Genomic DNA, 26,796 nt, shown 5'->3' on the forward strand with positions numbered 1-26,796 from the left:
TGCAAGTGTAAAGCCGCCCGACAGTTTTCAGCCGGATCGTCGCGCAAGGCCGGCATGACAATTCCGCTTGCCTCTCCGCCTAGGGCACGCAAACTCGCGGGCATGACTCTCTATGCTCCCAGCAACGATCCGATGCCGGCGGATGGCCCCAAAGTGGTGCCGGCAGCGACCCTGGTGATCTTCCGCAACGCGGCCGATGGCGGCCCACCGGAACTGCTGATGGTCCAGCGCGCCCGCGAAATGCGTTTCGCCGGAGGGGCCGCGGTGTTTCCAGGCGGCCGCGTCGACCCGGCCGACCGCGAACTGGCCGCCGCGCTCCTGCCCTCAGAACCCATCGAACTCGCCTCCGCGCGCATCGCCGCCATTCGCGAAACCCTGGAAGAGACGGGGTTGATGGTCGCCACGCACCGGCCCGTCAGTGCCGAGGAAGCCGCCCAGGGCCGCCTGCTCCTGTTGGAACGCGGCACGCTGGCGCCGGTGCTGGAACATTTCGGCTGGGACCTCGCCCCCGAACGCCTCGTGCTCTACGCGCACTGGTGTCCGCCGTGGGACAAGGGCTTCGACACGCGCTTCTTCGTCACCGACCTCGGCACCGGCGCGGTGGACGTCACGGTCGATGCCACGGAGAATACCCGCCTGTTCTGGACGAGCGCGGCCCAGGCGCTGGACATGACTGCGCGCGGCGAGATCGCGGTGATCTTTCCCACCCGCCGCAATCTGGAGCGCCTTGCCCGCTTTGCCAGTCACGCGGACGCGCTGGTCGATATCCGGCGCCATCCCGTGGAGCGCATCCACCCCCGGATCGAGACGATCGAGGGCGAGGAATGGCTGATGATCCCGGACGGCCACGGCTATCCGGTGCGCGGGCAACTCAAAGCCGCTGCCGACCGCGGCTGATCCGCGATCGGCGAGAGGCCGGGTTCAGGCAGGCTCAGGCCAGCTCCGGCTCGGGTTCCAGCGAGGCGCGCGGGCCTTCGACTTTCGGGCCGGTCGCTCCGTAGAGCCCGAAAGCGACCGCGAGTGCGAAGAACACCACCATGCCCTTGATCGCGGCATCATAGCTGCCGGTAAGCGTGAAGGCCTTGGCCGAACCGATCACTGCCGAAGCGATGAACGGCAGCCCGATCAGCGTGTTGAGCCCGAAGCCCCGGCTGTAGCTCGCCTGGCCGAAGCTGTCTGACAAGCCGCGGCCCAGCGTCGGGATCGCGCCCACGCCGTGCATGCCGATCAGCGCCACCACCACCGCGGTCATGGCAAAGGGCGGGTGCAGCAGCAGGACCAGCCACAGCAGGGCGCAATCGAAACCGATCAGCGCCAGAGAGCGACCGCCGCCCAGCTTGTCGGCAATCCAGACGAACATCACCGATCCGGCGATCCCGGCCAGCGACATGATCGACTGGAGCTGCGCCGACTCGGCCCTGGTGAAGCCCCAGGATTCGCCCATGGGCACCAGCAGCGAACCCAGCATCACCGAACTCGTCATGCTGGCGATTCCCGCAAGACACAGCGCCCAGAAGCGCGGCCTGGCAAGGAGCTGCGCCACGCTGAGCGAGCCGTCCGACGTGCGCCGGCTGCCGGCCGCGGGCGCGGCGGTCTCCCCGCTGGGAGGATGGTCGATGGTCATCAGGCTGAGCGGGATCATGACCGCCGCGGCCACCAGTCCGATCGCGAGGTAGATGGTGGTGGGCGCCACGCCGTCGAGCGTCTCGTGGAGCAGCCAGGGCATGACCGCGATCACCACCGGCAAGTGCACCACGCCCAGCGCCAGTCCGCGATTGCGATGGAACCAGCGCGTCACCAGGGTGGCCGGGCCCACCGATCCGGCCAGGCTCAGGGCGGGGCCGAAGAACAGGCCGTAAGCGACGAGGTAGAGCGCATAGCTCTGCGTGAAGGCCAGCAGCAGATAGCCGCCCACCGTCAGCAGGGCGCCCACCAGCAGGAGCAGCCGCAGCGAGACTTTCGCGATCAGCACGCCCACGAAAGGCGCGAGTATCGACGAGCCGACCAGGACCAGCGGAATCCCCGCCGCCGCCGCCTCTGCGCTGACGCCCAGGCGCTGCTCGACCGACGCCAGCAGGATGCCGAAGGACCCCATCACGGTGCCGATCACCAGATTATGCGAAACCCCCGCGATCACGCCCATTCGGACGGCCTTGGGGTGGTTGGGAATATCCGGCGTGTTGCCGGCTGCATGGGCCATGGTTCTCTCCCGGATGGCGAAGTGCCGGCTTTTCGCCGCGCATGTCTTTGCCGGGAGGATACGTGGGTGCGGGACGCTGGCGAGGAGATTGGCCGCGCCGCCGGGAAATACCGCCCCGGCGAAAAGGTGACGGCCTGCCCGCTTGAAGAGAGACAGTCGGAAAGGGGCGGCGAGGGTAGGAAGGGCGGTTAGCCGACGGCGCGCCACTCCGGCGTGAAAGTGGCGTGCAGGCGCACCAGATGGTCCACCACCGGCCCGTGGAGCGGCCGGTCGAACTCGACGCCGGCGCAGTCTCCGCTGATCCAGCGGATGATGCCGGTCAGCCCTTCCAGCGCCTGCGGACGAATCACCACGCGCATGCCCACGCGGAAAAGCAGCCCCGTCGTCGCCACGCAGCAGCCCTCTGCCGTGATGTCCGAAATCTCGCCCTCGTCACGCAAGCCATTGGCAGTGCGGCATTGTGCTGCCAGCGAGATCGGCTGTCGTGTGGATCGGCGCTGCAGGAAGGGGCGGTTCATCATCCGGTTATGGCGCAAACCGGTTGATCAACCCTTAAATCGCCTCAGGCCGGAGCCTCGACGCCGCGCTTTTCTTCCTGCCCTTGCGCCGCCAGTCTCCGGGCGAGCACGGCGCAGACCATGAGCTGGATCTGGTGGAAGAACATCAGCGGCAGGATGATCGCGCCGACCTGGGCGGCCGGGAACAGCACGCCCGCGAGCGGAACGCCGGTGGCCAGGCTCTTCTTGGAGCCGCAGAACAGGATCACCACCCGGTCCTCGTGCGAAAAGCCCAGCATCCGGCCCAGCAGGTTGCCGATCACCATGATCGCGGCGAGCAGGGCCAGCGACAGCAGCGCGATCAGTGCCAGTTCGCCCAGCGTCACCTTCTGCCACAGCCCGTCGAGCACCGCGGCGCCGAAAGCGGTATAGACCACCAGCAGGATCGAGCCGCGATCGGTGTAGCCCAGCATCTTCTTGTGCCGCTGCACGAAGCCGCCGATCCACGGCCGCAGCAAGTGTCCTGCCACGAAGGGAAGAAGGAGCTGCAGCGAGATCGAGACGATCGGGTCGGTGGAGAAACCTTGCGCCTTGCCGGTGATAAGCAGGGCCGTCAGCACCGGCGTGATGAAGATACCCGCCAGGTTCGAGAACGAGGCGCTGCACACGGCCGCCGCCACATTGCCGCCCGCAATGGCCGTGAAGGCGATCGAGGACTGGACGGTGGAGGGCAGCAACGTCAGGAACAGCACGCCGGTCGCCAGGGAAGGCTCCAGGCCGGGAATGGCCCGGATGCCCAGACCCAACAGCGGGAAGATCACGAACGTCAGGCTCGCCACGGTCAGGTGCAGCTTCCACGCCCGCGCGCCGTCGAGGATCGCTTCCCGCGAAAGCTTGGCGCCGTGCAGGAAGAACAGCAGCGCGATGGCCGCGTCGGCAACGCCGCCGGCAATGCCCGCCCAGATGCCGCGCGCCGGCAGTACCGAGGCCAGGCCCACGGTCGCAAGCAGCATGAGAAGATAGGGGTCGAGGTTCAGGCGGGCGAGAAGGCGGTTCATGCCGCCCTCTCTAGGGCGGCAGGCCGCGCGGCAAAAGCCCCCGGAGTGCGCCGTGGACGCACAAAAACTTGAGAACGCTCCCCTGGTACCGGCCTGACCCCGGCAAGGCATGCGCGAAGAGGGAGGAATTGGCGCGCCCGACAGGGTTCGAACCTGTGACCCCAAGCTTAGAAGGCTCGTGCTCTATCCAGCTGAGCTACGGGCGCGCGTCGCGCTCCCCATAGCGCGGTTCGCCGCAGAGGCAAACCGCGCTATGGACGCAACTTGTGCTTTGCCCCGTTGCGGCGGCAGGTTACGCACAGCCGATGAGCGAAGCAGACCTTTCCAGCCCAGCCTCTTCCAGCCCCGCATTTTCCGACGCGGGCCTCTCGCGTATCGACGGGATGGCCGGCGCCCGGCGTCATTTCCGCTATTTCGACTATATGCTGGTGGCTTTCGTGGTCATCCTGCTGCTCTCCAACCTGATCGGCGCAGCCAAGCAGGCGGAAGTCTCCTTCCCCGTCATCGGCCCGGTCACGTTCGGCGCGGGCGTGCTGTTCTTCCCGGTCTCCTACATCATCGGCGACGTGCTGACGGAGGTCTACGGCTATGCCAATGCCCGCCGCTGCATCTGGGCAGGCTTCTTCGCGCTGCTGTTCATGGTGGTGATGAGCGTGGTCGTGGTGGAAATTCCTGCCAGCCCGGATTGGGCGCTCGCCTCTGCAACTTACACCGTCGCCGGCAAGCAGGTGACCGCACCGAACCAGGCGGCCTACTACGCGATCTTCGGCCAGACCCCGCGCATCGTCTTCGCCTCCGTCTGCGCCTTCTGGGCCGGGGAGTTCGTGAATTCCTTCGTCCTGGCGCGCATGAAGATCATGACCCAGGGCAAGCATCTCTGGACCCGCACGATCGGCTCGACGATCTTCGGCGAAGGCGTGGACAGCGCGCTGTTCTACCCCCTCGCCTTCCTCGGCGTGGCCGGCTTCACCCCGCACTCGATCGCCTTGCTCGCGCTGACCCAGTGGCTGATCAAGACCGGCTGGGAAGTGGTGCTCACCCCGGTGACGTACCTGGTCGTCGGCTGGCTGAAGCGGCGCGAAGGCGTGGATGTGTTCGACAGCAACGTGGACTTCTCTCCTTTCGCCAAGACCCGCAGGGCGGCGGGGCACGCCGAATAAAGGCTCCGAATAAACCGCGCCTCCCGCTTGGCATGACCGGCCCGCGCCGGTAGGCCCGCCGGCGACCATGCTCGATCGCATCCTCCTGTCCCGTTTCCGCAACCACCGCGAGACCGCGGTGGAAGGCACGGCGCAGTTCAACCTGCTGGTGGGGGAGAACGGCGCAGGCAAGACCAATGTGCTGGAGGCGATCTCGCTGCTTTCGCCTGGCCGCGGTCTTCGCCGTGCCGGGCTTGCCGACATGCCGGGGCAGGACTTCGACGGCGGCTTCGCGGTGAGCGCGGCCCTGCTCGTGGCGGACGAGGAGCCGGTGCAGCTGGGGACCGGCGTCCTGCCCGAGCGTCCCGGCCGCCGCCTGGTCCAGATCAACGGCGCCGAAGCCCCGGCCGTGCGCCTGGCGGAATGGATGTCGATCGGCTGGCTGACCCCGGCCATGGACCGGCTTTTCGTGGAAGGGGCCGGCGCCCGGCGGCGTTTCCTCGACCGGCTGGTGCTCGCCGTGCGGCCGGACCACGCCAGCCATGCCACCCGGCTGGAAAACGCGCTGCGCGAACGCAATCGCCTGCTCTCGGACGACATGCCGCCCGATCCGCGCTGGCTGGACGCAATCGAGCTGCAACTGGCGGAATCCGGATCGATGGTCGCCGCCGCCCGCGCCGAACTGGTCGAGCGACTGGAGCAGACCCTTGCCGCCCTGCCCGATTCGCCTTTCGCGCGTCCTTCGCTGGCCTATCAGCCGGGTGGACCGATCTCTTCCGAGGGCCTCGCCCGTGCCCTGCGCGAAGGCCGCGCCCGCGAACGCGCCGCGCAGCGCACTCTGACCGGCCCGCATCGCGACGAGATCCTGGTGACCATGGCCGGCAAAGGGCCGGGCAAGGGCCAGGCCGCCGCCGAATGCTCCACCGGCGAGCAGAAAGCGATGCTGATCGCGATTACGCTGGCCCATTCGCAGCTGCTGGAAACCGGGGCCGAACAGCGTCCCCGTCTGCTGCTGCTGGACGAAGTCGCCGCCCACCTCGACCCCGTGCGCCGCGAAGCCCTGTTCGACCGCCTGCGCGCGGGCTCGGCGCAAGTCTGGCTGACCGGTACCGAACTCGCCCCCTTCGACGCCATCGCCAACGAGGCCGCCGTCTGGGAAGTGCGTTCGGGCGCGGTGCACCGGCTGGGTTAGCCCCTGCTGGGATAGCCCCCGCGGGGATAGCCCCCCGCCCCTTGCGCTGCGGGTATCGTCAGCCGCCCTGCTTCGGCAAGGCATCCACCACGTCGTCCACCGTCGCGCTGACGATGGCATCGATGCCCAGCGCAGTGGGATGGACGTGGTCCTTCTGCATCAGGTCCGGCTTGTCGATCACCGGCTGGAGAAAGAACGGCACCAGCGTCGCCCCGTATTTCTGCGCGAGTTGCGGATAGATCGGGTTGAAGGTCGCGGCATAGTCCTTGCCCAGATTGGGCGCCGCCATCATGCCAAGTAGCACCACGCGGATATTGTCGCCCTTCAGGCGCTTCAGGATTTCCTCGAGGTTCCTGCGCGTCTCCGCCGGGGGTAGCGAGCGCAGCATGTCGTTGCCGCCCAGGCTGACGATGGCCAGTTCCGGCTTGGGAGACTGGCTTTCCAGCGTGAAGTTCAGCCGTTCCAGTCCCGCCGCGGTGGTATCTCCGGAGACCCCGGCATTGGCGATCTCCGCGTTGACGCCCCGCACGCGCAGCGCCTGTTCCAGCCGGTCCGGGTAGCTTTCGCCGTCGTCCAGGCCATAGCCTGCCAGCAGCGAATCCCCGAAGGCCAGGATCGGCCGCTCCGGGCCCATGGCCGGAATCGGCGGCGGCGTATCGACGGCGCTCTGCGTCCGGTCAGGCGCGGGCGGCGCGGCCTTGTCGCAGGCGCCGAGCAGGAATGGCAGCAAGAGCGAAGGGACGAGCAGGGCTTTCGCGTGAACGCGCAAGGCTTTCTCCTTGAACTACGGGGCTTTGCCCACCCATATGGGACCGGTGAGCAATCCTTCCCAGCCCCCCGCCCCCTCAATTCTTGCGCAGGACCTGCGCCTGACCCTTGGCAGCGGCGACAGCGCCGTCGAAATCCTGAAGGGCATCGACCTTTCCGTGCCGCAAGGACAGACCCTGGCGCTGCTTGGCCCGTCCGGTTCGGGCAAGTCTTCGCTGATGTCGGTGCTTTCCGGGCTGGAGCGTGCCAGCAGCGGTGCGCTGAGCGTGGCGGGGCAGGACTTTTCGGCCATGGACGAGGACGCCCTCGCCCGCGCCCGGCGCGGCCGGATCGGTGTCGTGCTCCAGGCCTTCCATCTCCTGCCGACGATGACGGCGCTTGAAAACGTGGCGACGCCGCTGGAACTCGCCGGGATGGACAATGCCCGCGAACGCGCCGAGGCGGAACTTGCCGCGGTCGGGCTGGGGCACCGCCTGTCACACTATCCGGCCCAGCTTTCCGGCGGCGAGCAGCAGCGCGTGGCCATTGCCCGCGCGCTGGCGCCGCGCCCTTCGCTCGTCTTCGCGGATGAGCCGACCGGCAATCTCGATGCCGCCACCGGCGCCACCATCGTCGACCTGCTCTTCGCCCGCCGCGCGGAAACGGGCGCCACCCTGCTCATCATCACTCATGATGAAAGCCTTGCCGACCATTGCGAACGCGTGGTGACGCTGGCGGACGGCCGGATCGCCAGCGACCGGTTCCGGGCGCAAGGCGCGAGCGCTAGTCTTGCCTGACCCCGCCTCCGCGCCGACGCTGCCCTGGCGCACCGCCTGGACCCTCGCCCGCCGCGACCTTTCGGCGCGGTTCAAGGGCCTGCGGCTGCTGCTCGTCTGCCTGTTCCTGGGAGTTGGCGCGATCGCGGCGATCGGCACTCTCACCGGCTCGATCGAGCGCGAACTGACAACGCGCGGCCGCGAAGTGCTGGGCGGCGATATCGAGTTGAAGACCTGGCAGCGCAGCCTTTCGGACAAGGAACTGAATGCGCTTTCCCGCTACGGCCAGGTCTCGCCGGGCTTTCGCCTTCAGGCCATAGCCCGCAAGGGCGATCTGACGGCCCCGGTCGCGCTCAAGGCCGTCGACGCAAATTGGCCGCTCTATGGCCGGCTCGAACTTCAGGACGGCCGCAAGGTCGGCGCACCGCCTGCCGGATCGGTCTGGCTTTCGGAAGGAACCGCCGCGCGCCTGGGCGTAAGCCGGGGCGACAGCGTCTCGATCGGCGGCGTGGAGCAGCGGGTGGGCGGGGTGATCGCCAGCGACCCGGAGAAGCTTTCGGAAGGCTTCGCGCTGGGCGACACCGCGATCTCCGCGCTCGACCTGCCCTCGCGCGCCGGGCTGACCGACCCCGGCGCCATGTACCGCAGCGCCACGCGCGTCCGGTTCGCGGATGCGATGCGCGACCCGGACGCCGTGGTCGATGCACTGAAGAAGCGTTTCGGCGACGATGCCTTCGACACCCGCACCCGCAAGGCCGCTTCGCCTTCGACGCAGCGTTTCGTCAGCCGCATGGGCCAGTTCCTCGCGCTTGTCGGTCTGGCCGCGCTCGTCATCGCCGGGATCGGCATCGGCGGCGGCGTGTCATCCTATCTCGAAGCGCGGCGCGCCTCGATCGCCACCCTCAAGGTGCTGGGCGCGACGAGCCGCGACATTGCCCGCATCTACCTCCTGCAAGTCGGCGCGGCAGCGCTGGTCGGCAGCCTGGCCGGACTGCTGGCAGGCGTGCTGGTCACCCCGTTGCTGGCGCGCTCGCTCGGCGCGCTCCTGCCTGTCGACACGGGCTTCACCGTCTCTCCTGCGGCCCTGCTGACAGCGACAGGCTACGGCCTGCTGGTCGCGCTCGTCTTCGCCGCGCCGCCGCTGGCCCGTGCACGCAGCTTCCCCGCCATGGCGCTGATGCGCGCGCAAGTCTCGCCGCTCATGGCTCCGCGCCGGACCTGGTTGCTCCCCGTCGGACTGGGACTCGCCGCCATCGTCGCCCTCGCCCTGCTCAATGCCGCGCAGCCGCTGGTGACGCTGGGCTTCCTCGGCGGCGCCGCGCTCATGCTCGGCCTGCTCGCACTGATCGGCCTGGGCATTCGCCGGGCCGCCGCGCACCTGCCCAGGCCGCGCGACCCGATGCTGCGCGCCGGTCTCGCCAACCTCTATCGCCCCGGCGCCCAGACCGGCGCCCTGGTGACCGCCCTCGGCTTCGGCCTCTCCGCATTCGTTCTGATCGCCGCCGTCCAGACCAGCCTCGACGCCAATATCCGCAAGACCGTGCCCGCCCGCGCGCCAGACTTCTTCGTGCTCGACGTGCCCAAAGACAAAGCCGGAGCATTCCAGGACATCGTCGCGCAGCAGGTTCCCGGCGCGGTTGTGAAGATGGTTCCAAACTTGCGCGGCCGGATCCTCGCCTATGGACCGCGGGACCACATGACGCGCGTGTCCGACCTGAAGGAAATCCCCGAGGACGCCTGGGCGCTGAAGGGCGAGCGGGGCCTGACCTATTCGGTCGGCGTGCCTGAAGGCAGCACCGTCACGTCCGGCCGGTGGTGGCCCGAGATCCACCGCGGCGAGCCGCTCGTGTCGCTCGACGAGAAATTTGCCCAGACCGTGGGGCTGAAGGTGGGGGACTATGTGACGGTGGGCGTGCTCGGTGTCGAGCGGACCGCGCGGGTGGCCGCACTGCGCCGGATCGACTGGGACACCCTGGGCTTCAATTTCGTGCTGGTCTTCTCGCCCAACACTCTGGCGGGGGCGCCGCACAACCTGGCCGCGACGATCGAAGTGCCGCCGGGCCATTCCACGCGCGGGCTGCTGCCACGGCTGGCCCGTGCGTTCCCGTCCAGCTCGGTGATCGAAACCGGCACCCTGCTGCGCGATGCGCGCGGACTGCTGGACCAGATGACCCTGGCCATCCTCGCGGCCGCTTCGGTGGCGGTGCTGGCCGGGCTGGCCGTGCTGTTCGGCGCCATCGCCGCGGCGCGCGCCAGCCGGACCTATGACAACGTGATCCTGCGCGTGCTGGGCGCCAGCCGGGGCCAGCTCCTGCTGCTCCAGCTTGCCGAATACGGCCTGATCGCCGCCGTGCTGGCGCTTGTGGCACTGGCCGCGGGCAGCGCCATGGCCTGGGCAGTGATCGTCAAGCTCTTCGAGTTCGACTGGCTGCCGGACTGGCCGCGCATCCTGATGGTGCTGGGCGCCGGCCTGATCGTGATCCTGACTTTCGCCCTGGCCGGCTCGCTGCCGCTGTTGCGAGCGAAACCGGCACGGGCCCTGAGGGAGCTTTAGCGCCGGACGACCGGCGCCGCCTCAGGCGAAGACTTCAGCGCCGGTGGGATCGCGGGGATCCATGCCGAAACGGTTGGGACCGGGCGTGCCGGGCAGGCAGGTGATTACGAAAGAAGCGATGGTCGCGATCCAGCCCACAAAGGGAATCAGCCCCAGCACGATGAAGCCGAGATACCACCAGCCGCTCATGTCACGGTCGTGGAATCGGCGCACGGCAACGGCGATGCTCGGAATGAAGACCGCAAGGCTGTAGAGACCGGCCAGGCCGATCAGGACGAAAAATCCGGTGCCGAACAGCAACGAGGGATCGCCGCCCTGCTCGATCTGCTGGAAAGCGCCCAAGGACAGGCCGAGCCCCATCGAGATGCCGAAAATCACCGCGAAGACGATGAAATTGAGCAAGGCGAAGCCCCAGTATTCGATGCGAAGCGAACGGCCCGAAAAGTCGGCATAACGCTTGAATGGCATGATCATGTATTCGAACATGTTTTCCCCCTCAGGTTCGACAGCGTGTTCAAGGACTTGCACTATAGACGCCCGCTTCGGGACGGCAAGCCGCGCATGGCAGGCCCTGCGAACAGCCGCTGCGGTCAAGGAACGCCAAAGGAAAAGGGGCGCTCGGGCAAGACCCGGCGCCCCTGGCTGAGTTTGCGTTCCCTTGCGTCTCCTCCCTGCCGCGCGGGTTCGCCTTGTCACGCTCCGGCTGTGTGCCGGTAACGCGCCGCCGCGCCCGTAGAGGCGCAGCTGGATTCCTTATCGTCGGTCTGGCGAAGCCGCCCTTGCTGGGGAGCCTTCGGCATTCCTCTCCCGGCGGCGGTGCTCTTTTCGGTCACCGTCTCACCCTGATTACGAAGCCGACCCTAAAAGGATAAAGCGGGCAAAACAATCACTCATGCGGCTGATCCTCCGCTTCCCGTTCGATTGTGACACAGGCGCAACAATTGCGCAGGGCCGCTCCGTGCTTGCCGGATTTGCATAGATCGGCTAATGGCGCGCCAATTTTGCGGTGCAGCATGCGCCGCTGGCCAACTCCTCGAACCGATAGGCACTGCATGTCCGCCCCGCTTCCCTTGCGCAATATCGCGATTATCGCGCACGTCGACCACGGCAAGACCACTCTTGTCGACCAGCTCTTCCGCCAGTCCGGTACCTTCCGCGACAACCAGCGCATCGAAGAGCGCGCCATGGACTCGAACGACCTCGAAAAGGAGCGCGGGATCACGATTCTCGCGAAGCCGACTTCGATCGAGTGGAACGGCTACCGCATCAACATCGTCGACACCCCCGGCCACGCCGACTTCGGCGCCGAAGTCGAACGCATCCTCTCGATGGTCGACGGCGTCGTCCTGCTGGTGGACAGCTCTGAAGGCGCCATGCCGCAGACCAAGTTCGTCACCGGCAAGGCTTTGGGCCTCGGCCTGAAGCCGATCGTGGTCGTCAACAAGATCGACCGTCCCGATGGCCGTCACGCCGAAGTGCTGGACGAAGTGTTCGACCTCTTCGTCAGCCTCGACGCCAATGACGAGCAGCTCGACTTCCCGACCCTCTACGCGTCGGGCCGTAACGGCTACGCCGGCTACGATCCGGACGCCCGCGAAGGCGACCTGACGCCGCTGTTCGAAAAGATCGTCGAGCACGTTCCCGCGCCCGACCTCGACCAGGACGCGCCGTTCTCGTTCCTCGCCACCCTGCTCGACCGTGACAACTTCATGGGCCGCGTCCTCACCGGCCGCGTCCAGTCCGGCAAGCTGAAGGTCAACGATCCGATCCGCGCCATCGACATGGACGGCAAGGTCATCGAAGTCGGCCGCGCCACCAAGGTGCTGTCGTTCCGCGGCCTCGACCGCGTGCCCGTGGAAGAAGCCCGCGCCGGTGACATCATCGCGCTGGCCGGCCTCGAAAAGGCCACCGTGTCGAACACCATCGCCGATCCTTCGGTCACCGAGGCGATCCAGGCCCAGCCGATCGATCCGCCGACCCTGGCGATGCGCTTTGCCGTCAACGACTCGCCGCTCGCGGGCCGTGAAGGCGACAAGGTCACCAGCCGCATGATCCGCGATCGCCTGATGCGCGAAGCGGAAACCAACGTGGCCATCCGCGTCACCGAATCGGCCGACCGCGACAGCTTCGAAGTGGCCGGTCGCGGCGAACTTCAGCTGGGCGTCGTGATCGAAACGATGCGCCGCGAAGGCTTCGAGCTGGGCATCAGCCGCCCGCGCGTGCTGTTCGGCAAGGATGAGAAGGGTGGCCGCACCGAACCGTACGAAACCGTCGTGATCGACGTGGACGACGAATTCTCGGGCACCGTCGTGGAGAAGATGCAGCGCCGCAAGGCCGAGCTTACCGACATGCGTCCTTCGGGCGCCGGCAAGACCCGCATCACCTTCTCGGCCCCGTCGCGCGGCCTGATCGGCTACCACGGCGAGTTCCTGTCGGACACCCGCGGCACCGGCATCATGAACCGCCTGTTCGAGAAGTACGACAGCCACAAGGGTCCGATCGAAGGCCGCCAGAACGGCGTGCTGATCTCGAACGGCACCGGTGAAGCCGTCGGCTACGCGCTGAACAGCCTTGAAGATCGCGGCATCCTGTTCGTGAAGCCGCAGGAAAAGATCTACGAGGGCATGATCATCGGCGAAAACGCCAAGCCCGACGATCTCGAAGTGAACCCGATGAAGTCGAAGCAGCTGACGAACTTCCGTTCGACCGGCAAGGACGACGCCATCCGCCTCACCCCGCCCCGCGTGATGACGCTGGAGCAGGCGATCGCCTACATCGACGACGACGAAATGGTCGAAGTGACCCCGCAGTCGATCCGTCTGCGCAAGGCCTTCCTCGACCCCAACGAGCGCAAGAAACAGAGCCGCAAGAAGGATTCCTGATCCCTCGGCGCTTCGGCGCCGCAGTTCAGGCTCTCTTGAGACGAACATGGAAAGGGCGGCAACCTCGCGGTTGCCGCCCTTTCTTTATGTGGGGCCTTGTGCCGGCCCTCTCCCAATCTCGGGCAATCTCAAGGATGCGCGGTCAGAACTGGAAGCCCACCGTCGCGCGCAGCGAGTGATACGAGAAGTCCTTGTTCGAACCCTTGATGTTGGTCGAACCCGAATCGATCAGGAACGGGTTGGTCGCCGGTGCGGTGCCGGGGCCGACTTCCACGTTGTACTTGTTGTCGTTGTAGCGGTTGTAGAGATACTCGAGGCCGAGGCTGACGTTGCGGGCCACCATGATCTCGCCGCCGCCGCCGGCCTGCCAGCCCCAGACCAGCTTGTTGTTGCGCTGGGGGTCGAAGGAATTGGCGGTGTTGGTGGTGAGGAAGCTGTGGTCCAGCTTGGCCACGCCGCCGCCGCCGGTCACATAGAACAGCGCGCCGCCGCCCGGGGTATAGCCGGCGCGGACGCGGGCCGAGAGGCCGTAGTCCAGCTTGCGCTGGATCGTGTAGCTGGCAGGCGTGGTGCTGTAGCCCGAGGTCGCGTCCTTGGCGTCGCTCTTCACGCCTTCGACGAGGCCGCCGAGCACGAAGTTGTTGCCCATGCGCTTGTCGTAACCGAAGCGCACGCCGTATTCGGCGCCGTCCTTGTCGCTACGGCAGCCACCGTCCGGCGTGGCGCCCAGGGCGCGGCCGTTGCAGAAACCGGGGCTGAAGGCATTGGCGCCGGCCGCGGTGTTCACGGTGTTGTCGTAGCGGCCGTCTCCGTCCGTATCGAAGCGCAGGCTGTCGCCGCCATCGTTGCCGCGGGTGGAAAGGCCGCCGAAGGCCTGAACATAGGGGCCGTCGAAGTGGCTGTCGCGGGCGGGGGTGTCGGTGGCGATGGGAGCATCGCTGTCCTGCGCCATGGCCGGGAAGGCCGCGACGGCGACCGCGAGGCCGATCGCCGACGAGAGGAGGCGGGCAGTGTTCATTTGGTAATTTCCCTGTCAAATTTCGTACTTGGCCATCCCCGAAGTCCAAGCTGCCGTTTTTGTTTCCTTTTCTGCGATGAAGTGAGGAGCGCTTTCCGATGGGCCGAGCAAATGGCGCGGGGGCGCACCGATCGATTCATACAAAGTCGTACAAACCTGAACGGAATCTGCCGATGTCGCTTCGATGCGGTTCAGCCAGGCAGGCGTAGAAGAAACTCAACAAGGGACGAGACCCCGGCCCCACCGGAGCCCCTGCCCAGCAAGGAGTTTCGTACAATGACATTCTTCCGCAACGCCACGCTTGCCACTGCCCTCGCTGCCACCGCCTTCGCCACGGCAACCCCGGCCATGGCCCGCGACCACTATCGCCACAATGACAATACCGCCGCAGTCGCCATCGGCGCCGGCGTGATCGGCGTGGCCCTGGGCGCGATCATCGCTTCCAGCAGCAACAACGACCGCTATCGCAACGACGATCGCTACTACAACAGCGGCTACTCTTACGGTCCGGCCTATAGCAGCAACTGGCAGTACCGCGACGGCTGGTACTGGGACGGCAATGGCGGCCGCCACAGCCGCGACGACTACGACCGTTACCAGCGCGGCGACTATCGCCGCGGCTACGACCACGATCGCGGCGACTACCGCCGCGGCTACTGATCGCCGAAAGCCCCCGACGATCGGGGCCTCGCGGATAAACCCCTCTCCGCCTGGCCCCGGGAAATCGGGAAACCGAGACGCCCGGCCACCCCTACGGCCGGGCGTCCTTGTTTCGGCGGCAGCATCATGGCGACGGCGCCGCGCAGCTCGTCGCATGTGACGTCAAGTTCACGCGAAGTTCACTGGCCAGGGCGAAATCTCGGGGTCCGACATGCCCGCCGATTCCGCCGTAACTTGGTTGGCCCGGATAGGAGTGCGATAAGATGAAACTGAACTGGAAGTCCCTGGGGCTGGCGACGGCTCTGGCCGCATCGGCCCTCTCGGCATCCGCGCCTGCCATGGCGCGGGATTACTACGACCGGGGCGGTAACGATGCCGCCATCGCCATCGGCGCGGGCGTGATCGGCCTGGCGCTCGGCGCCGCGCTCGCAGACCGCGACGACGGCCGCTACTACGATCGCGGCTATTACGGCTCCCGCCGCTACGTCACCGTGCGCGACAGGCCCGGTTACTACTACTATTACCAAGGCGCGCCGAACCGCTACTACCGCGATCGCTACTACGACCGGTACTATGCGCCCTACTATCGCGAGCGCTGGGGCGGCCGTGACCGCTGGCGCGATGGCCGCCACGCGTGGCGCGACGACCGCCGTGGCTGGCGCGACGACCGCAACCGGTGGGACCGCGGCCGTGACGGCTGGCGCGGCGATCGCCGCCATGAGGACTACCGCCGCGACGACCACCGGCGCGACGATCACCGCCGTGACTGGCGGCGCTAAGGGCTGACCCCGAAGACGCGACCATCCACCAAGGGACGCCGCCGGACTGCCCAACCGCAGTCCGGCGGCGTCCTGCCTTCGGCGCAGAAGACCGTTTATCGGCCATCTGCGCTTATCCGGCGCGCCGAAGCAGCGGTTTTCCTCAGGAACGGCGCGGCATCTGTGAAGCCCACTCGCCAATCTCGGCGGGGAACGCTATGGGGCTGCCCACCATGGAAACCGCCGACCTGCGCATTGCCCTGTTTTCGGGCAACTACAACTATGTCCGAGACGGCGCCAACCAGGCGTTGAACCGTCTCGTCGGCTATCTGCTGCGCCAGGGCGCCCAAGTGCGCGTCTATGCGCCAGTGGTGAAGAAGCCCGCGTTCGAGCCGACCGGAGACCTGATCGGCATTCATTCGCTGCCGATCCCCAACCGCCCCGAATACCGCGTTCCGCTGGCCATCTCGTTCAAGGCGCGGCGCGACCTGAAGGCCTTCGCGCCGAATGTCGTCCACGTATCCTCGCCCGACCCCGTGGGCCATCAGGCCGTGTCCTGGGCGCGTGCGCGCAACCTGCCGGTACTCGCCTCGGTCCACACCCGGTTCGAAACCTACTTGCGTTATTACAACATGGCCTGGGGCGAACCGGTGGTGGAAGCGATGCTCCGCCGCTTCTATCGCCGCTGCGACGCCCTGGTCGCCCCTTCGGAATCGATGGCCCAGCTCCTGCGCGAACAGCGCATGAACTACGACGTCTCGATCTGGTCGCGCGGCGTCGACCGCGACATCTTCCATCCCGAACGGCGGGACCTGGCTTGGCGCCGCGCACAGGGCATCGCGGACCATGAAGTGGTCGTCGGCTTCCTGGGCCGCCTGGTCATGGAAAAGGGCCTCGACGTCTTCTCCGACACGCTGGACGACCTGCGCCGCCGCAATGTCGCTCACCGGGTCCTCGTGGTGGGCGAGGGTCCGGCGCGCGAATGGTTCCAGGCCCGCCTGCCGCAGGCGGCCTTCGTCGGCTTCCAGCAAGGCGAGGGTCTCGCCCGCGCGGTCGCGAGCATGGACGTGCTGTTCAACCCCTCCGTCACCGAGACGTTCGGCAATGTCACGCTGGAGGCCATGGCCTGCCGCCTCCCGGTGGTAGCGGCCGCGGCCACCGGCAGCCAGAGCCTGGTCGACGACCATGTCTCGGGCAGGCTGATCCCGCCGGGCGCCATCCACCAGTTCGCCGAAGCGCTGAAGGCCTATATCGAAGACCCGGCCCTGCGCGCCAGCAACGGCCTGGCAGGCGAAAACCGGGCGCTCGATTTCAGCTGGGACCGCATCAACCAGGACGTGGCCGATACCTACTTGCGCCTCGTGCGCCAGCGCCTGCGCCGCTGAGCGCGTCCCCGGCCAGCCTCTTCCCGCTCAGCCTCTTCCCGCTCGCCCTATCAGCGCAGCACGCCGCTGCGGCGCAGCCGGATCGCGTACCAGAGCAGGAACACCGCGATCACCCAGATCGCCAGGGTAATGCCGATGCTGGCGGGGCTGGTCAGCATGGCCGGCGTCCGGGAGACGAAGGGATAGATCTGGTTCACCGCCAGCCCCAGCAGCGAAATCGTGAACGCCGCCACCGCCCAGCGAGAGCGCAGGAGCAGCAGCAGCGATCCCGCCAGTCCGCCCCAGACCCCCAGCGCCCAGGTCGCCACGGTCCAGCTCGGCGCAGCGTCCAGCCAGTCGATCATCTCGGGGGAAAGCGGCGCCATCCATGCCGGATTGCGCGTCACCGTCATGGAAAAATCGGTGCAACCGAAGGCGTTCCACACCAGCGCCAGCACGCCGACGATCCACAGGTGGCGCGGGGCCCTGACGCGCAAGGTTCCGATCATCGCTGTGCCTCCCTGCCTGCTTCAAGCCGGCAAGGATACGCGCCTCGGCCAGACGATGCAATTCTGCGGGACAATGGCTAGATAGGTCCCATGGCCGACCTTTTTGCCGACGACCTTCCCCCGTCCCCCACGCCCGACACCCCGCGGGAGGATGCCCCGCTTGCCGATCGTCTCCGCCCGCGTACGCTGGAGGACGTGGTCGGACAGGAGCATCTCACCGGGCCGGAAGGCCCGATCGGCCGCATGGTGGCGGCGGGGCGGCTTTCCTCGATGATCCTCTGGGGTCCCCCCGGCACGGGCAAGACCAGCACCGCGCGGCTGCTGGCCGATGCGGTGGGCATGCGCTTCACGGCGGTCTCGGCGGTGTTTTCGGGCGTGGCCGACCTCAAGAAGGCTTTCGCCGAGGCCGACCTGGCCGCCCGCGCCGGCCAGCGGACCTTGTTGTTCGTGGACGAGATCCACCGGTTCAACCGCGCCCAGCAGGACGGCTTCCTGCCCTTCGTGGAGCGCGGCACCGTCACCCTGGTCGGCGCGACGACGGAGAATCCCAGCTTCGCGCTCAACGCCGCCCTGCTCAGCCGCGCCCAGGTGCTGATCCTGCACCGCCTCGGCGCAGAGGCGCTGAACACGCTGCTCGACAAGGCCGAGGCGCTGGAAGGCCCGCTGCCCCTCGATGACGACGCCCGCGCGGCCCTGGTCGCCTCTGCCGACGGCGACGGGCGCTTCCTGCTCAACCAGGCCGAGACACTCTACGCCGCGCAGATCCCGGAGCCGCTCGATCCGGCCGGGCTCGGCCAGTTCCTGCAGCGGCGCGTGGCCGTCTACGACAAGGACCGCGACGGGCACTACAACCTGATTTCGGCGCTTCACAAGGCGGTGCGCGGATCGGACCCTCAGGCCGCGCTCTACTATCTGGCACGCATGATGACCGCCGGCGAGGAGCCGCTGTTCCTGCTGCGCCGTCTCGTCCGCATGGCCAGCGAGGACATCGGCCTGGCGGATCCGCAGGCCCTCGCGCAGTGCCTGGCGGCCAAGCAGGCTTATGAGTTCCTCGGCTCGCCCGAAGGCGAACTGGCGATCGCGCAGGCCTGCCTCTACGTCGCCACCGCGCCGAAATCGAATGCCGCCTATGTGGCCTGGAAGGCCGCGGCCCGCTCCGCGCGCGAGACCGGTTCGCTGATGCCGCCGGCCAATATCCTCAATGCGCCGACCAAGCTGATGAAGGACATCGGCTATGGCAAGGACTACGCCTACGACCACAATGCGCCGGACGGCTTCTCCGGCGACGACTACTGGCCCGAGGACATGGAGCCGCAACGCTTCTATGAGCCGGTCGAGCGCGGCTTCGAACGCGAGATTCGCAAGCGCCTCGAATGGTGGGACCGCAAGCGGGCCGAGCGGCAGGGGCAGACCTGATGGACGAACGGGCCTAGGCCTTGCCCCGTCACTTGTCCGGCGCCCCGGCCCGTTTCCGGCACTTCATGGCCATCGACTGGTCCGGCGCCCTCGGCCCGCGCCAGAAGGGCATCGCCGTCGCCCTCTGCGGGCTGGAGGGCGCGCCGCGGCTGTTGCACCCTGCGGATCATCGCCACTGGTCGCGTGAGGCGGTGTTGCACCTGCTGCGGGACGACTTGCCGCAGGACACGCTGGTGGGGCTGGACCTCGGCATCTCGCTGCCTTTCGCCGATGCCGGGGCTTTCTTCCCCGATTGGCCGGCGAGTCCCCAGGACGCCCGCGCGCTCTGGGCACTGGTCGATAGGGTCTGCGCCGAAGACGCCCATCTGGCCGCGGCCAGCTTCGTCGACCATCCCGAAATCAGTGCCTACTTCCGGCGTCACGGCGGCCGCGAAGGCCTGCGTTTCCACCTTCCCGGCGCGGGCCACCGCCGCGGACGCCTGCGCGTGACCGAACAGGCGCAGGCCCGCGCCGGGTGCAGACCCTATTCCAACTTCAACCTCGTGGGCGCCGCGCAAGTCGGCAAGTCCAGCCTCACCGGCATGCGCCTGCTGCACCGCCTGCGCGGCGCGGTTCCGGTCTGGCCGATCGATCCCCTCCCCGTATCCGGCTCGGTCGTGACCGAGATCTACACCACGCTTGCCGCCGTCGCGGCGGGCCGCTCTGCCGGGCGGGCGAAAATGACCGACCATGCCGCGCTCGATACCGCGCTCGCCGCACTGGGTTCGCCGCCGACAGGGGGAACCGGCCCGATCGACGATCACAGCGCGGATGCCCTCCTCACCGCGGCCTGGCTGCGCACGGCGGCCCCGCGCGAAGACCTGTGGAAACCCCTTGATCTCACACCGGAACTGGCCAGGACCGAGGGCTGGACCTTCGGCGCGCCATAGCCCAGAACCTGTCCCCATCGGGGCCGTGAACGACCGGCCTCCAACATGACTGACAGGGACAGTTCGGCTATGAAACATGCACTGCTGGCGGGGATCGCCTGCCTTGCTCTCGGTCTGGGAGCACACGTCTCGAATGCGGCCCCCGCGCCCAAATCCGCTCCCCCATCCGCTCCCGCCACCACCCCGGTATCGGACGCGCTCGGCAAGCCGGCCACGCCGTGGAAGAGCTTCGTGAACCGGACGATAGAGAGCTGGATGGCGCAGGATCCCTCCTTCGCGGTCTATCAGGGCGCGCACCAGTTCGACGGCAAGCTGCCCGACTGGAGCCCCGCCGGGCTCAAGGCACGCGGGGCATTCCTGAAGAAGGTGATCGCCGATGCCCACGCCTTCGCCAGCCTTTCCGCCGAAGACCGCTTCGAGCGCGACTACCTGGTGCAAGTCGCCAAGGGCCAGCTGTTCTGGCTGGAAGACGCCGACAAGCCGCACAACAATCCCGGCTTCTACATCGAGAACGGCCTCGACCCGAACGTCTACGTCAGCCGCGCCTATGCCGACAAGCCGACGCGCATGAAGGCCATGATCGCCTTCTTCAAGGCCGTGCCCACCGCCGCCGCGCAGATCCGCGGCAACCTGAAGACGGCGATGCCCGCCAGTTTCATCAAGCTCGGCACTGCGGGCTTCTCGGGCTTTGCGGAATATTACCGCGGCGACGCCCGCACCGCTTTTGCCGATGTGAAGGACGCCGCGCTCCAGGCCGAGTTCAAGGCCAGCTCGGAAAGCGCGGCCAAGGCCATGCAGGAGCTTTCCGACTGGCTCGGCAAGGCCACGCCCACCCAGGACTTCGCGATGGGCGCCGAACGCTTCTCGCGCATGCTCGCCGCCACCGAGGCCGTCGATGCCCCGCTCAGCGAGTTGGAAGCCGTGGGCCGCGCCGATCTCAAGCGCAACCAGGACCTGCTCAAGGCCGCCTGCGCCGAATATGCCCCCGGCAAGGACATCCAGGCCTGCTTCGACAAGATGCGCGCCGACAAGCCGGAAGGCGGCCCCGTCGCCGCCGCGCGCCTGCAGATCCCGGAACTGACCGCCTTCGTGCGCCAGCACGATATCGCCACGATCCCCGGCACCGAACAGGCGCTGGTGGAGGAAAGCCCGCCCTACAACCGCCAGAACTCGGCCTATATCGATCCCGCCGGGCCGCTGGAGAAGGGCATCTCCTCGGTCTACTACATCTCGCCGCCGGACCCTTCTTGGTCGCAGCAGATGCAACAGGACTACATCCCCGGCAAGAATGACCTGCTGTTCACTTCGGTGCACGAAGTCATGCCCGGCCACTTCCTGCAATTCCTCCACTCGAACCGCTCGCCCTCCTGGGTGGGCCGCCTCTGGGTGGGCTACGCCTATGCCGAAGGCTGGGCGCACTATGCCGAGGAAATGATGTGGGACGCGGGCCTGGGCAAGGGCGATGCCGGCGTTCACGTCGGCCAGCTGTCGAACGCGCTGCTGCGCAACTGCCGCTACCTCTCGGCCATCGGTCTTCACGCGCGCGGCATGACGCAGGAACAGTCCAAGCGCATGTTCATGGACGAGTGCTATCAGGACGAAGGCACCGCCGAGCAGCAGGCCGCGCGCGGCACTTATGATCCGGCCTACCTCAACTATACGCTGGGCAAGCTGATGATCCGCAAGCTGCGCGACGACTGGACCGCCTCGCGCGGTGGCCGCGCGGCCTGGAAGCCGTTCCACGACCAGTTCCTGAGCCACGGCGGCCCGCCGATCCCCCTCGTGCGCCAGGCGATGATGCGGGAAGATGCGCCACACGCGATTTTCTGAGCGGATATTTCATAAAAGCAACTGGACCGGCGCCCCTCCCTCGCGGTAAGGGCGCCGGACTTGTCGCGCGCATCGCCCATGCCGATGCGCCGGGCCGGCTTAGCTCAGTTGGTAGAGCACCTGATTTGTAATCAGGGGGCCACGGGTTCGAATCCTGTAGCCGGCACCACTCTCCTGATATTTCCGAAATTTCAGCCCGCGCTGGCGAAGCGTATGGGATCGTCGCCTGTTTGCCACGGTGACAGGCGGAGCATCGCCGCCGTGAACAGGGGCGAGTGCAGGTGGTCGGCCAGCCAGGCTTGAAGGTGCTTCAGCGGCTGCGCATCGAACCAGTCCGGCTCGACGGCTGCGAACTGGCGGACGAAGGGCATGATGGCGGCATCGGCGATCCCGCGCGCCGCGCCGCAGAGATGGCGGCTTCCTTCCAGCCGGGCGTCGAGCTGGCACAGGAACGCCATCCCGCTTTCGCGGTGTGCGAGCGCGTCGCTGTCGTGGCGGTGCGGGTATTTGTAACGGTCGAGGTCGTGCTTGAAGCCGCCGTCATTGACGGCGATCAGCGCGGTATCGTCCCGGGTGAGCCAGCCTTCGGGATCGTGCCGGGACAGCGCCCAGCGCATGATGTCCAGGCTCTGGTCGATCACCGTGCCGCCGGGCAGCACCATCACCGGCACCGTTCCCTTGGGGGAGGCCGCCAGCATTTCGGCGGGCTTTGCCGACAGCTTCACTTCGCGCAGTTCGCAGGCGGTGCCGCTCACCAGCAGCGCCAGGCGCGCCCTCATCGCGTAAGGGCAGCGGCGGAAGCTATAGAGGATCGGATCAGCCAGCGTCCCGCTCCGTTTCGCTCTCTCCCGCCCTCGTCGCGTCTGCCCGCGGGTCCTGACGCATGGCGCCGACGTGAAGCTCCCCGCGCTCGGCCGCCAGCGCTTCCTGGCGGTGGCGCTCGCGATAAGATGCGCGCTGTTCGTCGCTGCGCTCGTGGTGGCAGGCGGGGCAACTGACCCCTTCCTCGAAGAGCGGCGAGGCCTGGTCCGCCGCGTTCACCGGGCGGCGGCAGGCATGGCACAGCGCATGGCTGCCCTGGACCAGTCCGTGGCCGATGGTGACGCGCTGATCGAACACGAAGCATTCGCCCTGCCAGAGGCTCTCCGCTTCGGGAACGGTCTCCAGATACTTGAGGATACCGCCCTTGAGGTGGAACACGTCCTCCACCCCTTCCTGCTTGAGGAAGGCTGTCGACTTCTCGCAGCGGATGCCGCCCGTGCAGAACATCGCGACTTTCGGAGGTTTGCCCCCGGCGCCGGTCGCCGCCATCAGCTTCTCGCGCTCGGCGCGGAACCATTCGGGAAAATCGCGGAAGGTCGCCGTCTGGGGATCGATGGCGCCCTGGAACGTGCCCACCGCGACTTCATAGTCGTTGCGGGTATCGATCACGATCGTGTCCGGGTCGGCGATCAGTGCGTTCCAGTCCTGCGGCTCGACATACGTGCCGACGATGGCCAGCGGATCGATGTCGGGCTGCCCCATCGTCACGATCTCGCGCTTGAGGCGCACTTTCATGCGGTGAAACGGCATGTCCTGCGCGCCCGAGAGCTTCACGTCCACGCCTTCGCAGCCCGGCAGCGCCCGGACATGGTCGAGCACGCGCGCGATGCCGTCGTGGGGACCGGCGATCGTGCCGTTGATGCCTTCCGCCGCCAGGAGCAGCGTTCCCTTGATGCCCTGCTCCTCGCAAAGGCGCAGCAACGGTTCGCGCAGCGCCGCGTGATCCGCGAAGCGGGTAAACTGGTAGAGCGCCGCAACGCACACGGGCGCGCGGCCGACCGCCTCGGCGGAATCGTTCATTTGGGCACAGCCATCTTGCATGACGCGGCCCTTAGCGCGGAATCGCGAGGAAATGAATGCCGCGCGCACAGCAAGACGCCCCAGGCAGCCTGGCTGCCCGGGGCGTCTCGAATTTCGTGCGCGTCGTCGGGCCGTTATCGAGCCCGACCTGCGCTTACTGGCAAGCCAGGCATTCGTCGTAATCGGTCGTCTCGCCGATCTGGAACTTGGGCGCCTCGGGCGTATTGTCCGCCTCGACGCCGCCGCCCGCACCGGCGAAGCCCGCGCGCTGCAACGACTTCGAGCGCAGGTAATAGAGCGACTTGATGCCCTTCTCCCAGGCCTGGAAGTGCAGCATCATCAGGTCCCACTTGTCGACGTCGGCCGGGATGAACAGGTTCAGCGACTGGGCCTGGTCGATATAGGGCGTACGGTCCGCCGCGAATTCGAGCAGCCAGCGCTGGTCGATCTCGAAGCTGGTCTTGTAGACCCCCTTCTCGTCCGGCGTCAGGAAATCGAGGTGCTGGACCGAACCGCCGTGTTCGAGGATCGAATTCCACACATTGTTGGAATCCTTGCTCTTCGAAGCGAGCAGCTTCTGGAGGTACGGGTTCTTCACCACGAACGAGCCCGAGAGCGTCTTGTGGGTGTAGATGTTGGCCGGGATCGGCTCGATGCAGGCCGAAGTGCCGCCGCAGATGATCGAGATCGACGCGGTGGGCGCGATCGCCATCTTGCAGCTGAAGCGCTGCATCACGCCCATTTCGGCCGCGTCCGGGCACGGACCGCGCTCGTTGGCGAGCAGCAGCGAGGCCTCGTCCGCCTTGGCGGCGATGTGCTGGAACATCTGCATGTTCAGTGCCTTGGCCATCGCGCTTTCGAAGGCGATGCCGCGCTTCTGGAGGTACGAGTGATACCCCATGACGCCCATGCCCACCGAACGCTCACGCGCGGCGGAGTAGCGCGCGCGGGCCATCTCGTCCGGCGCGCGGTCGATATAGTCCTGCAGCACGTTGTCGAGGAAGCGCAGAACGTCTTCCACGAAGCTCTTCTCGCCCTTCCACTCTTCCCAGGTTTCCAGGTTGAGCGAGGAGAGGCAGCACACGGCCGTACGGTCGTTGCCCAGGTGGTCGCGGCCGGTGGGCAGCGTGATTTCCGAGCAGAGGTTCGAGGTCGAGACCTTGAGGCCCAGATCGCGGTGATGCTTGGGCATCATGCGGTTCACGGTGTCGGAGAACACCAGGTAGGGCTCACCGGTGGCGAGACGCACTTCGACCAGCTTCTGGAACAGCGAGCGGGCGTGGACGGTGCTGCGCACCGAACCGTCCTTGGGGCTGCGCAGCGCGAAGTCGGTGCCATCGCGCACGGCTTCCATGAACTCGTCGGTCAGCAGCACGCCGTGGTGCAGGTTCAGCGCCTTGCGGTTGAAGTCGCCGGAGGTCTTGCGGATCTCCAGGAACTCCTCGATCTCGGGGTGCGAGACGTCGAGGTAGCAGGCGGCCGAACCGCGGCGCAGCGAACCCTGCGAAATCGCCAGGGTCAGCGAATCCATCACGCGCACGAAGGGGATGATGCCGCTGGTCTTGCCGTTCAGGCCCACCGGCTCGCCGATGCCGCGCACGTTGCCCCAGTAGGTACCTATGCCGCCGCCGCGCGAGGCGAGCCAGACGTTCTCGTTCCAGGTGGAAACGATGCCTTCCAGGCTGTCGTCCACCGAGTTGAGGTAGCACGAGATGGGCAGGCCGCGGCCGGTGCCGCCGTTCGAGAGAACGGGGGTGGCGGGCATGAACCACAGCTTCGAGATGTAGTCATAGAGCCGCTGCGCATGGTCCTGATCGTCCGCATAGGCGTCGGCCACGCGGGCGAAGAGGTCCTGGTACTTCTCGCCCGGCAGCAGGTAGCGATCGTCCAGCGTTTCCTTGCCGAAATCGGTCAGCAGCGCGTCACGCGAATCGTCGGTGACGACGGTGAAGCGGCGTGCATTGATCGTCTTCGAATCGGGACGCGCCTTCGGGGCTTCCGGAGCGGCGGCAGCGGCCGCCAGCAGGGCGTCAGCCACAAGAGCGGCCGTAGCGGTATCGGTCTTGTCCATCGCTATTGCCGGGCTCTCGCCCGCCTCCTTTTCCGTTTTCGCCGGCTTTTTCACGGGCTTGGCCAATTCGGACTTGATCCGTTCCAGCTTCACCGGCGCGGCCTGCACTTCTTCCACCTTGGGGGCCGGGGCCCGGGGCGAAAGCTCGAAACCGGGCATTTCCACCTGGCCATCATTCTGATTCATATCTGCCTGCATAGCGTCGGAGCTGTTCACGTCAGCGTCGCTTCCGTTTCTGAAATCCAATTTTCGCCCCCGTTAGCTCAACTGTTCAAACTCTGGCCGTTCAACCTGCGGCCCACCCCGATCAGGCCACCCTGATCCGGCCACTTGGCGCTCGGCCGCCCGGTCCCTGGTTTCCCATTTTCCGAGCCACGTCATCGAAGCGCCAAAAAGCGCGTTCAGCATTGCACCCGGACCGGCCCGAACATCCTTTGCCTGTCCGCGATTCGTCGGAGCGAAGAACCGACCGACATACCACTGACAGGCACAAAAAGAGAACGAAATCTCTGACCGACCCTGGCGCGAGCCCTTCGCAAGAAGCACTGGACACCGGAAAACCGCCTTTAGGGACACCTGACGGCCCAAGGACGATTTCTCTAGGTTTAGATGCCCCGCGATCGACGCGCCACAACCCATAGTGCCTGTTCTGGATTTTGACGCAAGGGGGCTGCCCTTCACCGCGGCCCCGGCAAGTCTTGCCCCTTTACAGCCGAGGGGGTCTCGCGACGCGTGGGAACTCCTTCACCGGCCCCATGCGCAAGTGCCTATTTCGAAGGTCGTACTAAAAATTTTTCCACATAAAACGGCGGTGAAGCGAATCTGTTTTGCGACGAAACGAGTCGCCGTTTTCCGGACATTTCGCCTCTGTCGAGACACTTGCCCCGGCATTTCCCCATCTCATTGGAGGGAGGCCGGGAACGAACCACGCCGCGAATCCCACCGAGCGCCTCGACGGACCGGGTCTGCATCCTGCAGAACCGCGATTGAAACCGTCCTGTCGTTCGCGGCTTCTAGGGCATGATCCCCGGGGCGGCAGGTCCCGGATTTATAACGAGGGTTTTCCAGGTCATGATCAATATCATCGGCGCCATCATCAGCGGCCTCATCATCGGGGTGCTGGCGCGATTCTTCTATCCCGGCTCGGTCGACATGGGCTGGATCGCGACGATCCTGCTCGGCATCGGCGGCTCGCTCGTGGCGGGTCTCGTGACCACCCGCGGCCAGGCGGACTTCCAGCGCGCCGGCTGCCTCGCCTCGATTGTCGGCGCCGTGGTGCTGATCTTCCTGGGCCGCCTGCTGGGCATCTCGTTCTGAGCCCGGCCCGAACCGCCTGAAAGAGCCCGCGCGCACA

At 67.0% G+C, this 26,796-nt stretch carries 23 protein-coding genes and 2 tRNA genes; 14 read left to right on the top strand and 11 right to left on the bottom strand.

Annotation, left to right across the window (positions count from 1 at the left end; genetic code table 11):
- Window positions 1-102 precede the first annotated feature (102 nt).
- Window positions 103-897 carry an NUDIX domain-containing protein gene (locus tag AB4Z00_RS14335; protein WP_314464807.1) on the top strand — a complete coding sequence of 265 codons (795 nt, stop codon included), beginning with the start codon at window positions 103-105 and terminating at the stop codon, window positions 895-897.
- A 34-nt stretch (window positions 898-931) separates the two neighbouring features.
- Here the strand turns inward: AB4Z00_RS14335 and AB4Z00_RS14340 are convergent, their stop codons facing one another.
- The 4 genes from AB4Z00_RS14340 to AB4Z00_RS14355 form a co-directional block, all read right to left on the bottom strand.
- A complete protein-coding gene (locus AB4Z00_RS14340; RefSeq protein WP_442046371.1) occupies window positions 932-2,200 on the bottom strand; it encodes an MFS transporter in 1,269 nt (422 codons plus the stop codon).
- Between the two features lie 188 nt (window positions 2,201-2,388).
- Window positions 2,389-2,718 carry a PilZ domain-containing protein gene (locus tag AB4Z00_RS14345; RefSeq protein WP_243841130.1) on the bottom strand — a complete coding sequence of 110 codons (330 nt, stop codon included), beginning with the start codon at window positions 2,716-2,718 and terminating at the stop codon, window positions 2,389-2,391.
- Between the two features lie 44 nt (window positions 2,719-2,762).
- On the bottom strand, window positions 2,763-3,755 hold the full coding sequence (locus tag AB4Z00_RS14350; RefSeq protein WP_134095215.1) for a bile acid:sodium symporter family protein: 993 nt from the start codon (window positions 3,753-3,755) through the stop codon (window positions 2,763-2,765).
- Between the two features lie 129 nt (window positions 3,756-3,884).
- Window positions 3,885-3,961 (bottom strand) — tRNA-Arg (locus AB4Z00_RS14355).
- Between the two features lie 99 nt (window positions 3,962-4,060).
- On the opposite strand from AB4Z00_RS14355, the gene AB4Z00_RS14360 reads away from it, so the two are divergent.
- On the top strand, window positions 4,061-4,915 hold the full coding sequence (locus AB4Z00_RS14360; protein ID WP_442046372.1) for a queuosine precursor transporter: 855 nt from the start codon (window positions 4,061-4,063) through the stop codon (window positions 4,913-4,915).
- A gap of 67 nt (window positions 4,916-4,982) precedes the next feature.
- Window positions 4,983-6,086 (top strand): DNA replication/repair protein RecF, encoded by a 1,104-nt coding sequence (gene recF / locus AB4Z00_RS14365; RefSeq protein WP_442046373.1) that lies wholly within the window; start codon window positions 4,983-4,985, stop codon window positions 6,084-6,086.
- A 58-nt stretch (window positions 6,087-6,144) separates the two neighbouring features.
- On the opposite strand, the gene AB4Z00_RS14370 is transcribed toward recF, so the two are convergent.
- Window positions 6,145-6,855, bottom strand: coding sequence for an arylesterase (locus AB4Z00_RS14370; RefSeq protein ID WP_442046374.1), 711 nt, complete (start codon window positions 6,853-6,855; stop codon window positions 6,145-6,147).
- Window positions 6,856-6,892: 37 nt separating this feature from the next.
- Here AB4Z00_RS14370 and AB4Z00_RS14375 point away from each other — a divergent pair, with 37 nt between their 5' ends.
- Together AB4Z00_RS14375 and AB4Z00_RS14380 are read left to right on the top strand one after the other, a co-directional pair.
- Window positions 6,893-7,630 carry an ABC transporter ATP-binding protein gene (locus AB4Z00_RS14375; protein WP_442046510.1) on the top strand — a complete coding sequence of 246 codons (738 nt, stop codon included), beginning with the start codon at window positions 6,893-6,895 and terminating at the stop codon, window positions 7,628-7,630.
- On the top strand, window positions 7,623-10,163 hold the full coding sequence (locus tag AB4Z00_RS14380; protein ID WP_442046375.1) for an ABC transporter permease: 2,541 nt from the start codon (window positions 7,623-7,625) through the stop codon (window positions 10,161-10,163). The genes AB4Z00_RS14375 and AB4Z00_RS14380 overlap by 8 nt, the downstream gene beginning before the upstream one ends.
- A 21-nt stretch (window positions 10,164-10,184) precedes the next feature.
- On the opposite strand, the gene AB4Z00_RS14385 is transcribed toward AB4Z00_RS14380, so the two are convergent.
- Window positions 10,185-10,649 (bottom strand): DUF805 domain-containing protein, encoded by a 465-nt coding sequence (locus tag AB4Z00_RS14385; protein WP_132264976.1) that lies wholly within the window; start codon window positions 10,647-10,649, stop codon window positions 10,185-10,187.
- A 566-nt stretch (window positions 10,650-11,215) separates the two neighbouring features.
- On the opposite strand from AB4Z00_RS14385, the gene typA reads away from it, so the two are divergent.
- Window positions 11,216-13,045 (top strand): translational GTPase TypA, encoded by a 1,830-nt coding sequence (gene typA, locus AB4Z00_RS14390; protein WP_134095211.1) that lies wholly within the window; start codon window positions 11,216-11,218, stop codon window positions 13,043-13,045.
- A 142-nt stretch (window positions 13,046-13,187) separates the two neighbouring features.
- Here typA and AB4Z00_RS14395 read toward each other — a convergent pair whose 3' ends face one another.
- The gene (locus tag AB4Z00_RS14395) at window positions 13,188-14,063 is read right to left on the bottom strand and encodes an outer membrane protein (protein ID WP_132264972.1); all 876 of its coding nucleotides are present in this window, start codon (window positions 14,061-14,063) and stop codon (window positions 13,188-13,190) included.
- A gap of 276 nt (window positions 14,064-14,339) precedes the next feature.
- Between AB4Z00_RS14395 and AB4Z00_RS14400 the strand changes: the two genes are divergently transcribed.
- From AB4Z00_RS14400 to AB4Z00_RS14410, 3 genes are all read left to right on the top strand, one after another.
- Entirely contained in the window at window positions 14,340-14,723 is a 384-nt protein-coding gene (locus AB4Z00_RS14400) for a hypothetical protein (protein WP_132264970.1), read from the top strand.
- 263 nt (window positions 14,724-14,986) lie between these two features.
- Window positions 14,987-15,502: a hypothetical protein gene (locus AB4Z00_RS14405; protein WP_442046376.1), complete on the top strand. Its 516-nt coding sequence runs from the start codon at window positions 14,987-14,989 to the stop codon at window positions 15,500-15,502.
- A 212-nt stretch (window positions 15,503-15,714) separates the two neighbouring features.
- Window positions 15,715-16,866, top strand: coding sequence for a glycosyltransferase family 4 protein (locus AB4Z00_RS14410; RefSeq protein WP_132264966.1), 1,152 nt, complete (start codon window positions 15,715-15,717; stop codon window positions 16,864-16,866).
- Between the two features lie 50 nt (window positions 16,867-16,916).
- Here AB4Z00_RS14410 and AB4Z00_RS14415 read toward each other — a convergent pair whose 3' ends face one another.
- Window positions 16,917-17,354, bottom strand: a complete 438-nt coding sequence (locus tag AB4Z00_RS14415) for a hypothetical protein (protein WP_442046377.1) — start codon at window positions 17,352-17,354, stop codon at window positions 16,917-16,919.
- Window positions 17,355-17,444: 90 nt separating this feature from the next.
- Between AB4Z00_RS14415 and AB4Z00_RS14420 the strand changes: the two genes are divergently transcribed.
- The 4 genes from AB4Z00_RS14420 to AB4Z00_RS14435 all read left to right on the top strand — a co-directional run bounded on the left by AB4Z00_RS14420 (window position 17,445) and on the right by AB4Z00_RS14435 (window position 21,698).
- Window positions 17,445-18,770, top strand: coding sequence for a replication-associated recombination protein A (locus AB4Z00_RS14420; protein WP_442046378.1), 1,326 nt, complete (start codon window positions 17,445-17,447; stop codon window positions 18,768-18,770).
- 65 nt (window positions 18,771-18,835) lie between these two features.
- Window positions 18,836-19,699, top strand: coding sequence for a hypothetical protein (locus tag AB4Z00_RS14425; RefSeq protein ID WP_442046511.1), 864 nt, complete (start codon window positions 18,836-18,838; stop codon window positions 19,697-19,699).
- A 69-nt stretch (window positions 19,700-19,768) separates the two neighbouring features.
- Complete coding sequence (locus AB4Z00_RS14430; protein ID WP_442046379.1) at window positions 19,769-21,529, top strand: DUF885 domain-containing protein; 1,761 nt, start codon at window positions 19,769-19,771, stop codon at window positions 21,527-21,529.
- 93 nt (window positions 21,530-21,622) lie between these two features.
- Window positions 21,623-21,698, top strand: a tRNA-Thr gene (locus AB4Z00_RS14435).
- A gap of 22 nt (window positions 21,699-21,720) precedes the next feature.
- Here the strand turns inward: AB4Z00_RS14435 and AB4Z00_RS14440 are convergent.
- From AB4Z00_RS14440 to AB4Z00_RS14450, 3 genes are all read right to left on the bottom strand, one after another.
- A complete protein-coding gene (locus AB4Z00_RS14440; RefSeq protein WP_442046512.1) occupies window positions 21,721-22,353 on the bottom strand; it encodes a glutathione S-transferase in 633 nt (210 codons plus the stop codon).
- Entirely contained in the window at window positions 22,346-23,371 is a 1,026-nt protein-coding gene (trhO, locus tag AB4Z00_RS14445; protein WP_442046380.1) for an oxygen-dependent tRNA uridine(34) hydroxylase TrhO, read from the bottom strand. Before trhO ends, AB4Z00_RS14440 begins: the two co-directional genes overlap by 8 nt.
- A 154-nt stretch (window positions 23,372-23,525) precedes the next feature.
- Entirely contained in the window at window positions 23,526-25,442 is a 1,917-nt protein-coding gene (locus AB4Z00_RS14450) for a ribonucleoside-diphosphate reductase subunit alpha (RefSeq protein WP_243654389.1), read from the bottom strand.
- 1,071 nt (window positions 25,443-26,513) lie between these two features.
- On the opposite strand from AB4Z00_RS14450, the gene AB4Z00_RS14455 reads away from it, so the two are divergent.
- Entirely contained in the window at window positions 26,514-26,759 is a 246-nt protein-coding gene (locus AB4Z00_RS14455) for a GlsB/YeaQ/YmgE family stress response membrane protein (protein ID WP_132268210.1), read from the top strand.
- Window positions 26,760-26,796: the final 37 nt, after the last annotated feature.

The sequence above is a fragment of the Novosphingobium sp. YAF33 genome (assembly GCF_052113265.1).
GTDB lineage: Bacteria > Pseudomonadota > Alphaproteobacteria > Sphingomonadales > Sphingomonadaceae > Novosphingobium.

Bases quoted from the DNA above. Each gene is read 5' to 3' on its own strand.
- AB4Z00_RS14335 (WP_314464807.1), top strand. From the start codon at position 103: ATGACTCTCTATGCTCCCAGCAACGATCCGATGCCGGCGGATGGCCCC.
- AB4Z00_RS14340 (WP_442046371.1), bottom strand. From the start codon at position 2,200: ATGGCCCATGCAGCCGGCAACACGCCGGATATTCCCAACCACCCCAAG.
- AB4Z00_RS14345 (WP_243841130.1), bottom strand. From the start codon at position 2,718: ATGAACCGCCCCTTCCTGCAGCGCCGATCCACACGACAGCCGATCTCG.
- AB4Z00_RS14350 (WP_134095215.1), bottom strand. From the start codon at position 3,755: ATGAACCGCCTTCTCGCCCGCCTGAACCTCGACCCCTATCTTCTCATG.
- AB4Z00_RS14360 (WP_442046372.1), top strand. From the start codon at position 4,061: ATGAGCGAAGCAGACCTTTCCAGCCCAGCCTCTTCCAGCCCCGCATTT.
- recF (WP_442046373.1), top strand. From the start codon at position 4,983: ATGCTCGATCGCATCCTCCTGTCCCGTTTCCGCAACCACCGCGAGACC.
- AB4Z00_RS14375 (WP_442046510.1), top strand. From the start codon at position 6,893: ATGGGACCGGTGAGCAATCCTTCCCAGCCCCCCGCCCCCTCAATTCTT.
- AB4Z00_RS14385 (WP_132264976.1), bottom strand. From the start codon at position 10,649: ATGTTCGAATACATGATCATGCCATTCAAGCGTTATGCCGACTTTTCG.
- typA (WP_134095211.1), top strand. From the start codon at position 11,216: ATGTCCGCCCCGCTTCCCTTGCGCAATATCGCGATTATCGCGCACGTC.
- AB4Z00_RS14395 (WP_132264972.1), bottom strand. From the start codon at position 14,063: ATGAACACTGCCCGCCTCCTCTCGTCGGCGATCGGCCTCGCGGTCGCC.
- AB4Z00_RS14400 (WP_132264970.1), top strand. From the start codon at position 14,340: ATGACATTCTTCCGCAACGCCACGCTTGCCACTGCCCTCGCTGCCACC.
- AB4Z00_RS14405 (WP_442046376.1), top strand. From the start codon at position 14,987: ATGAAACTGAACTGGAAGTCCCTGGGGCTGGCGACGGCTCTGGCCGCA.
- AB4Z00_RS14410 (WP_132264966.1), top strand. From the start codon at position 15,715: ATGGAAACCGCCGACCTGCGCATTGCCCTGTTTTCGGGCAACTACAAC.
- AB4Z00_RS14415 (WP_442046377.1), bottom strand. From the start codon at position 17,354: ATGATCGGAACCTTGCGCGTCAGGGCCCCGCGCCACCTGTGGATCGTC.
- AB4Z00_RS14420 (WP_442046378.1), top strand. From the start codon at position 17,445: ATGGCCGACCTTTTTGCCGACGACCTTCCCCCGTCCCCCACGCCCGAC.
- AB4Z00_RS14425 (WP_442046511.1), top strand. From the start codon at position 18,836: ATGGCCATCGACTGGTCCGGCGCCCTCGGCCCGCGCCAGAAGGGCATC.
- AB4Z00_RS14430 (WP_442046379.1), top strand. From the start codon at position 19,769: ATGAAACATGCACTGCTGGCGGGGATCGCCTGCCTTGCTCTCGGTCTG.
- trhO (WP_442046380.1), bottom strand. From the start codon at position 23,371: ATGAACGATTCCGCCGAGGCGGTCGGCCGCGCGCCCGTGTGCGTTGCG.
- AB4Z00_RS14450 (WP_243654389.1), bottom strand. From the start codon at position 25,442: ATGGACAAGACCGATACCGCTACGGCCGCTCTTGTGGCTGACGCCCTG.
- AB4Z00_RS14455 (WP_132268210.1), top strand. From the start codon at position 26,514: ATGATCAATATCATCGGCGCCATCATCAGCGGCCTCATCATCGGGGTG.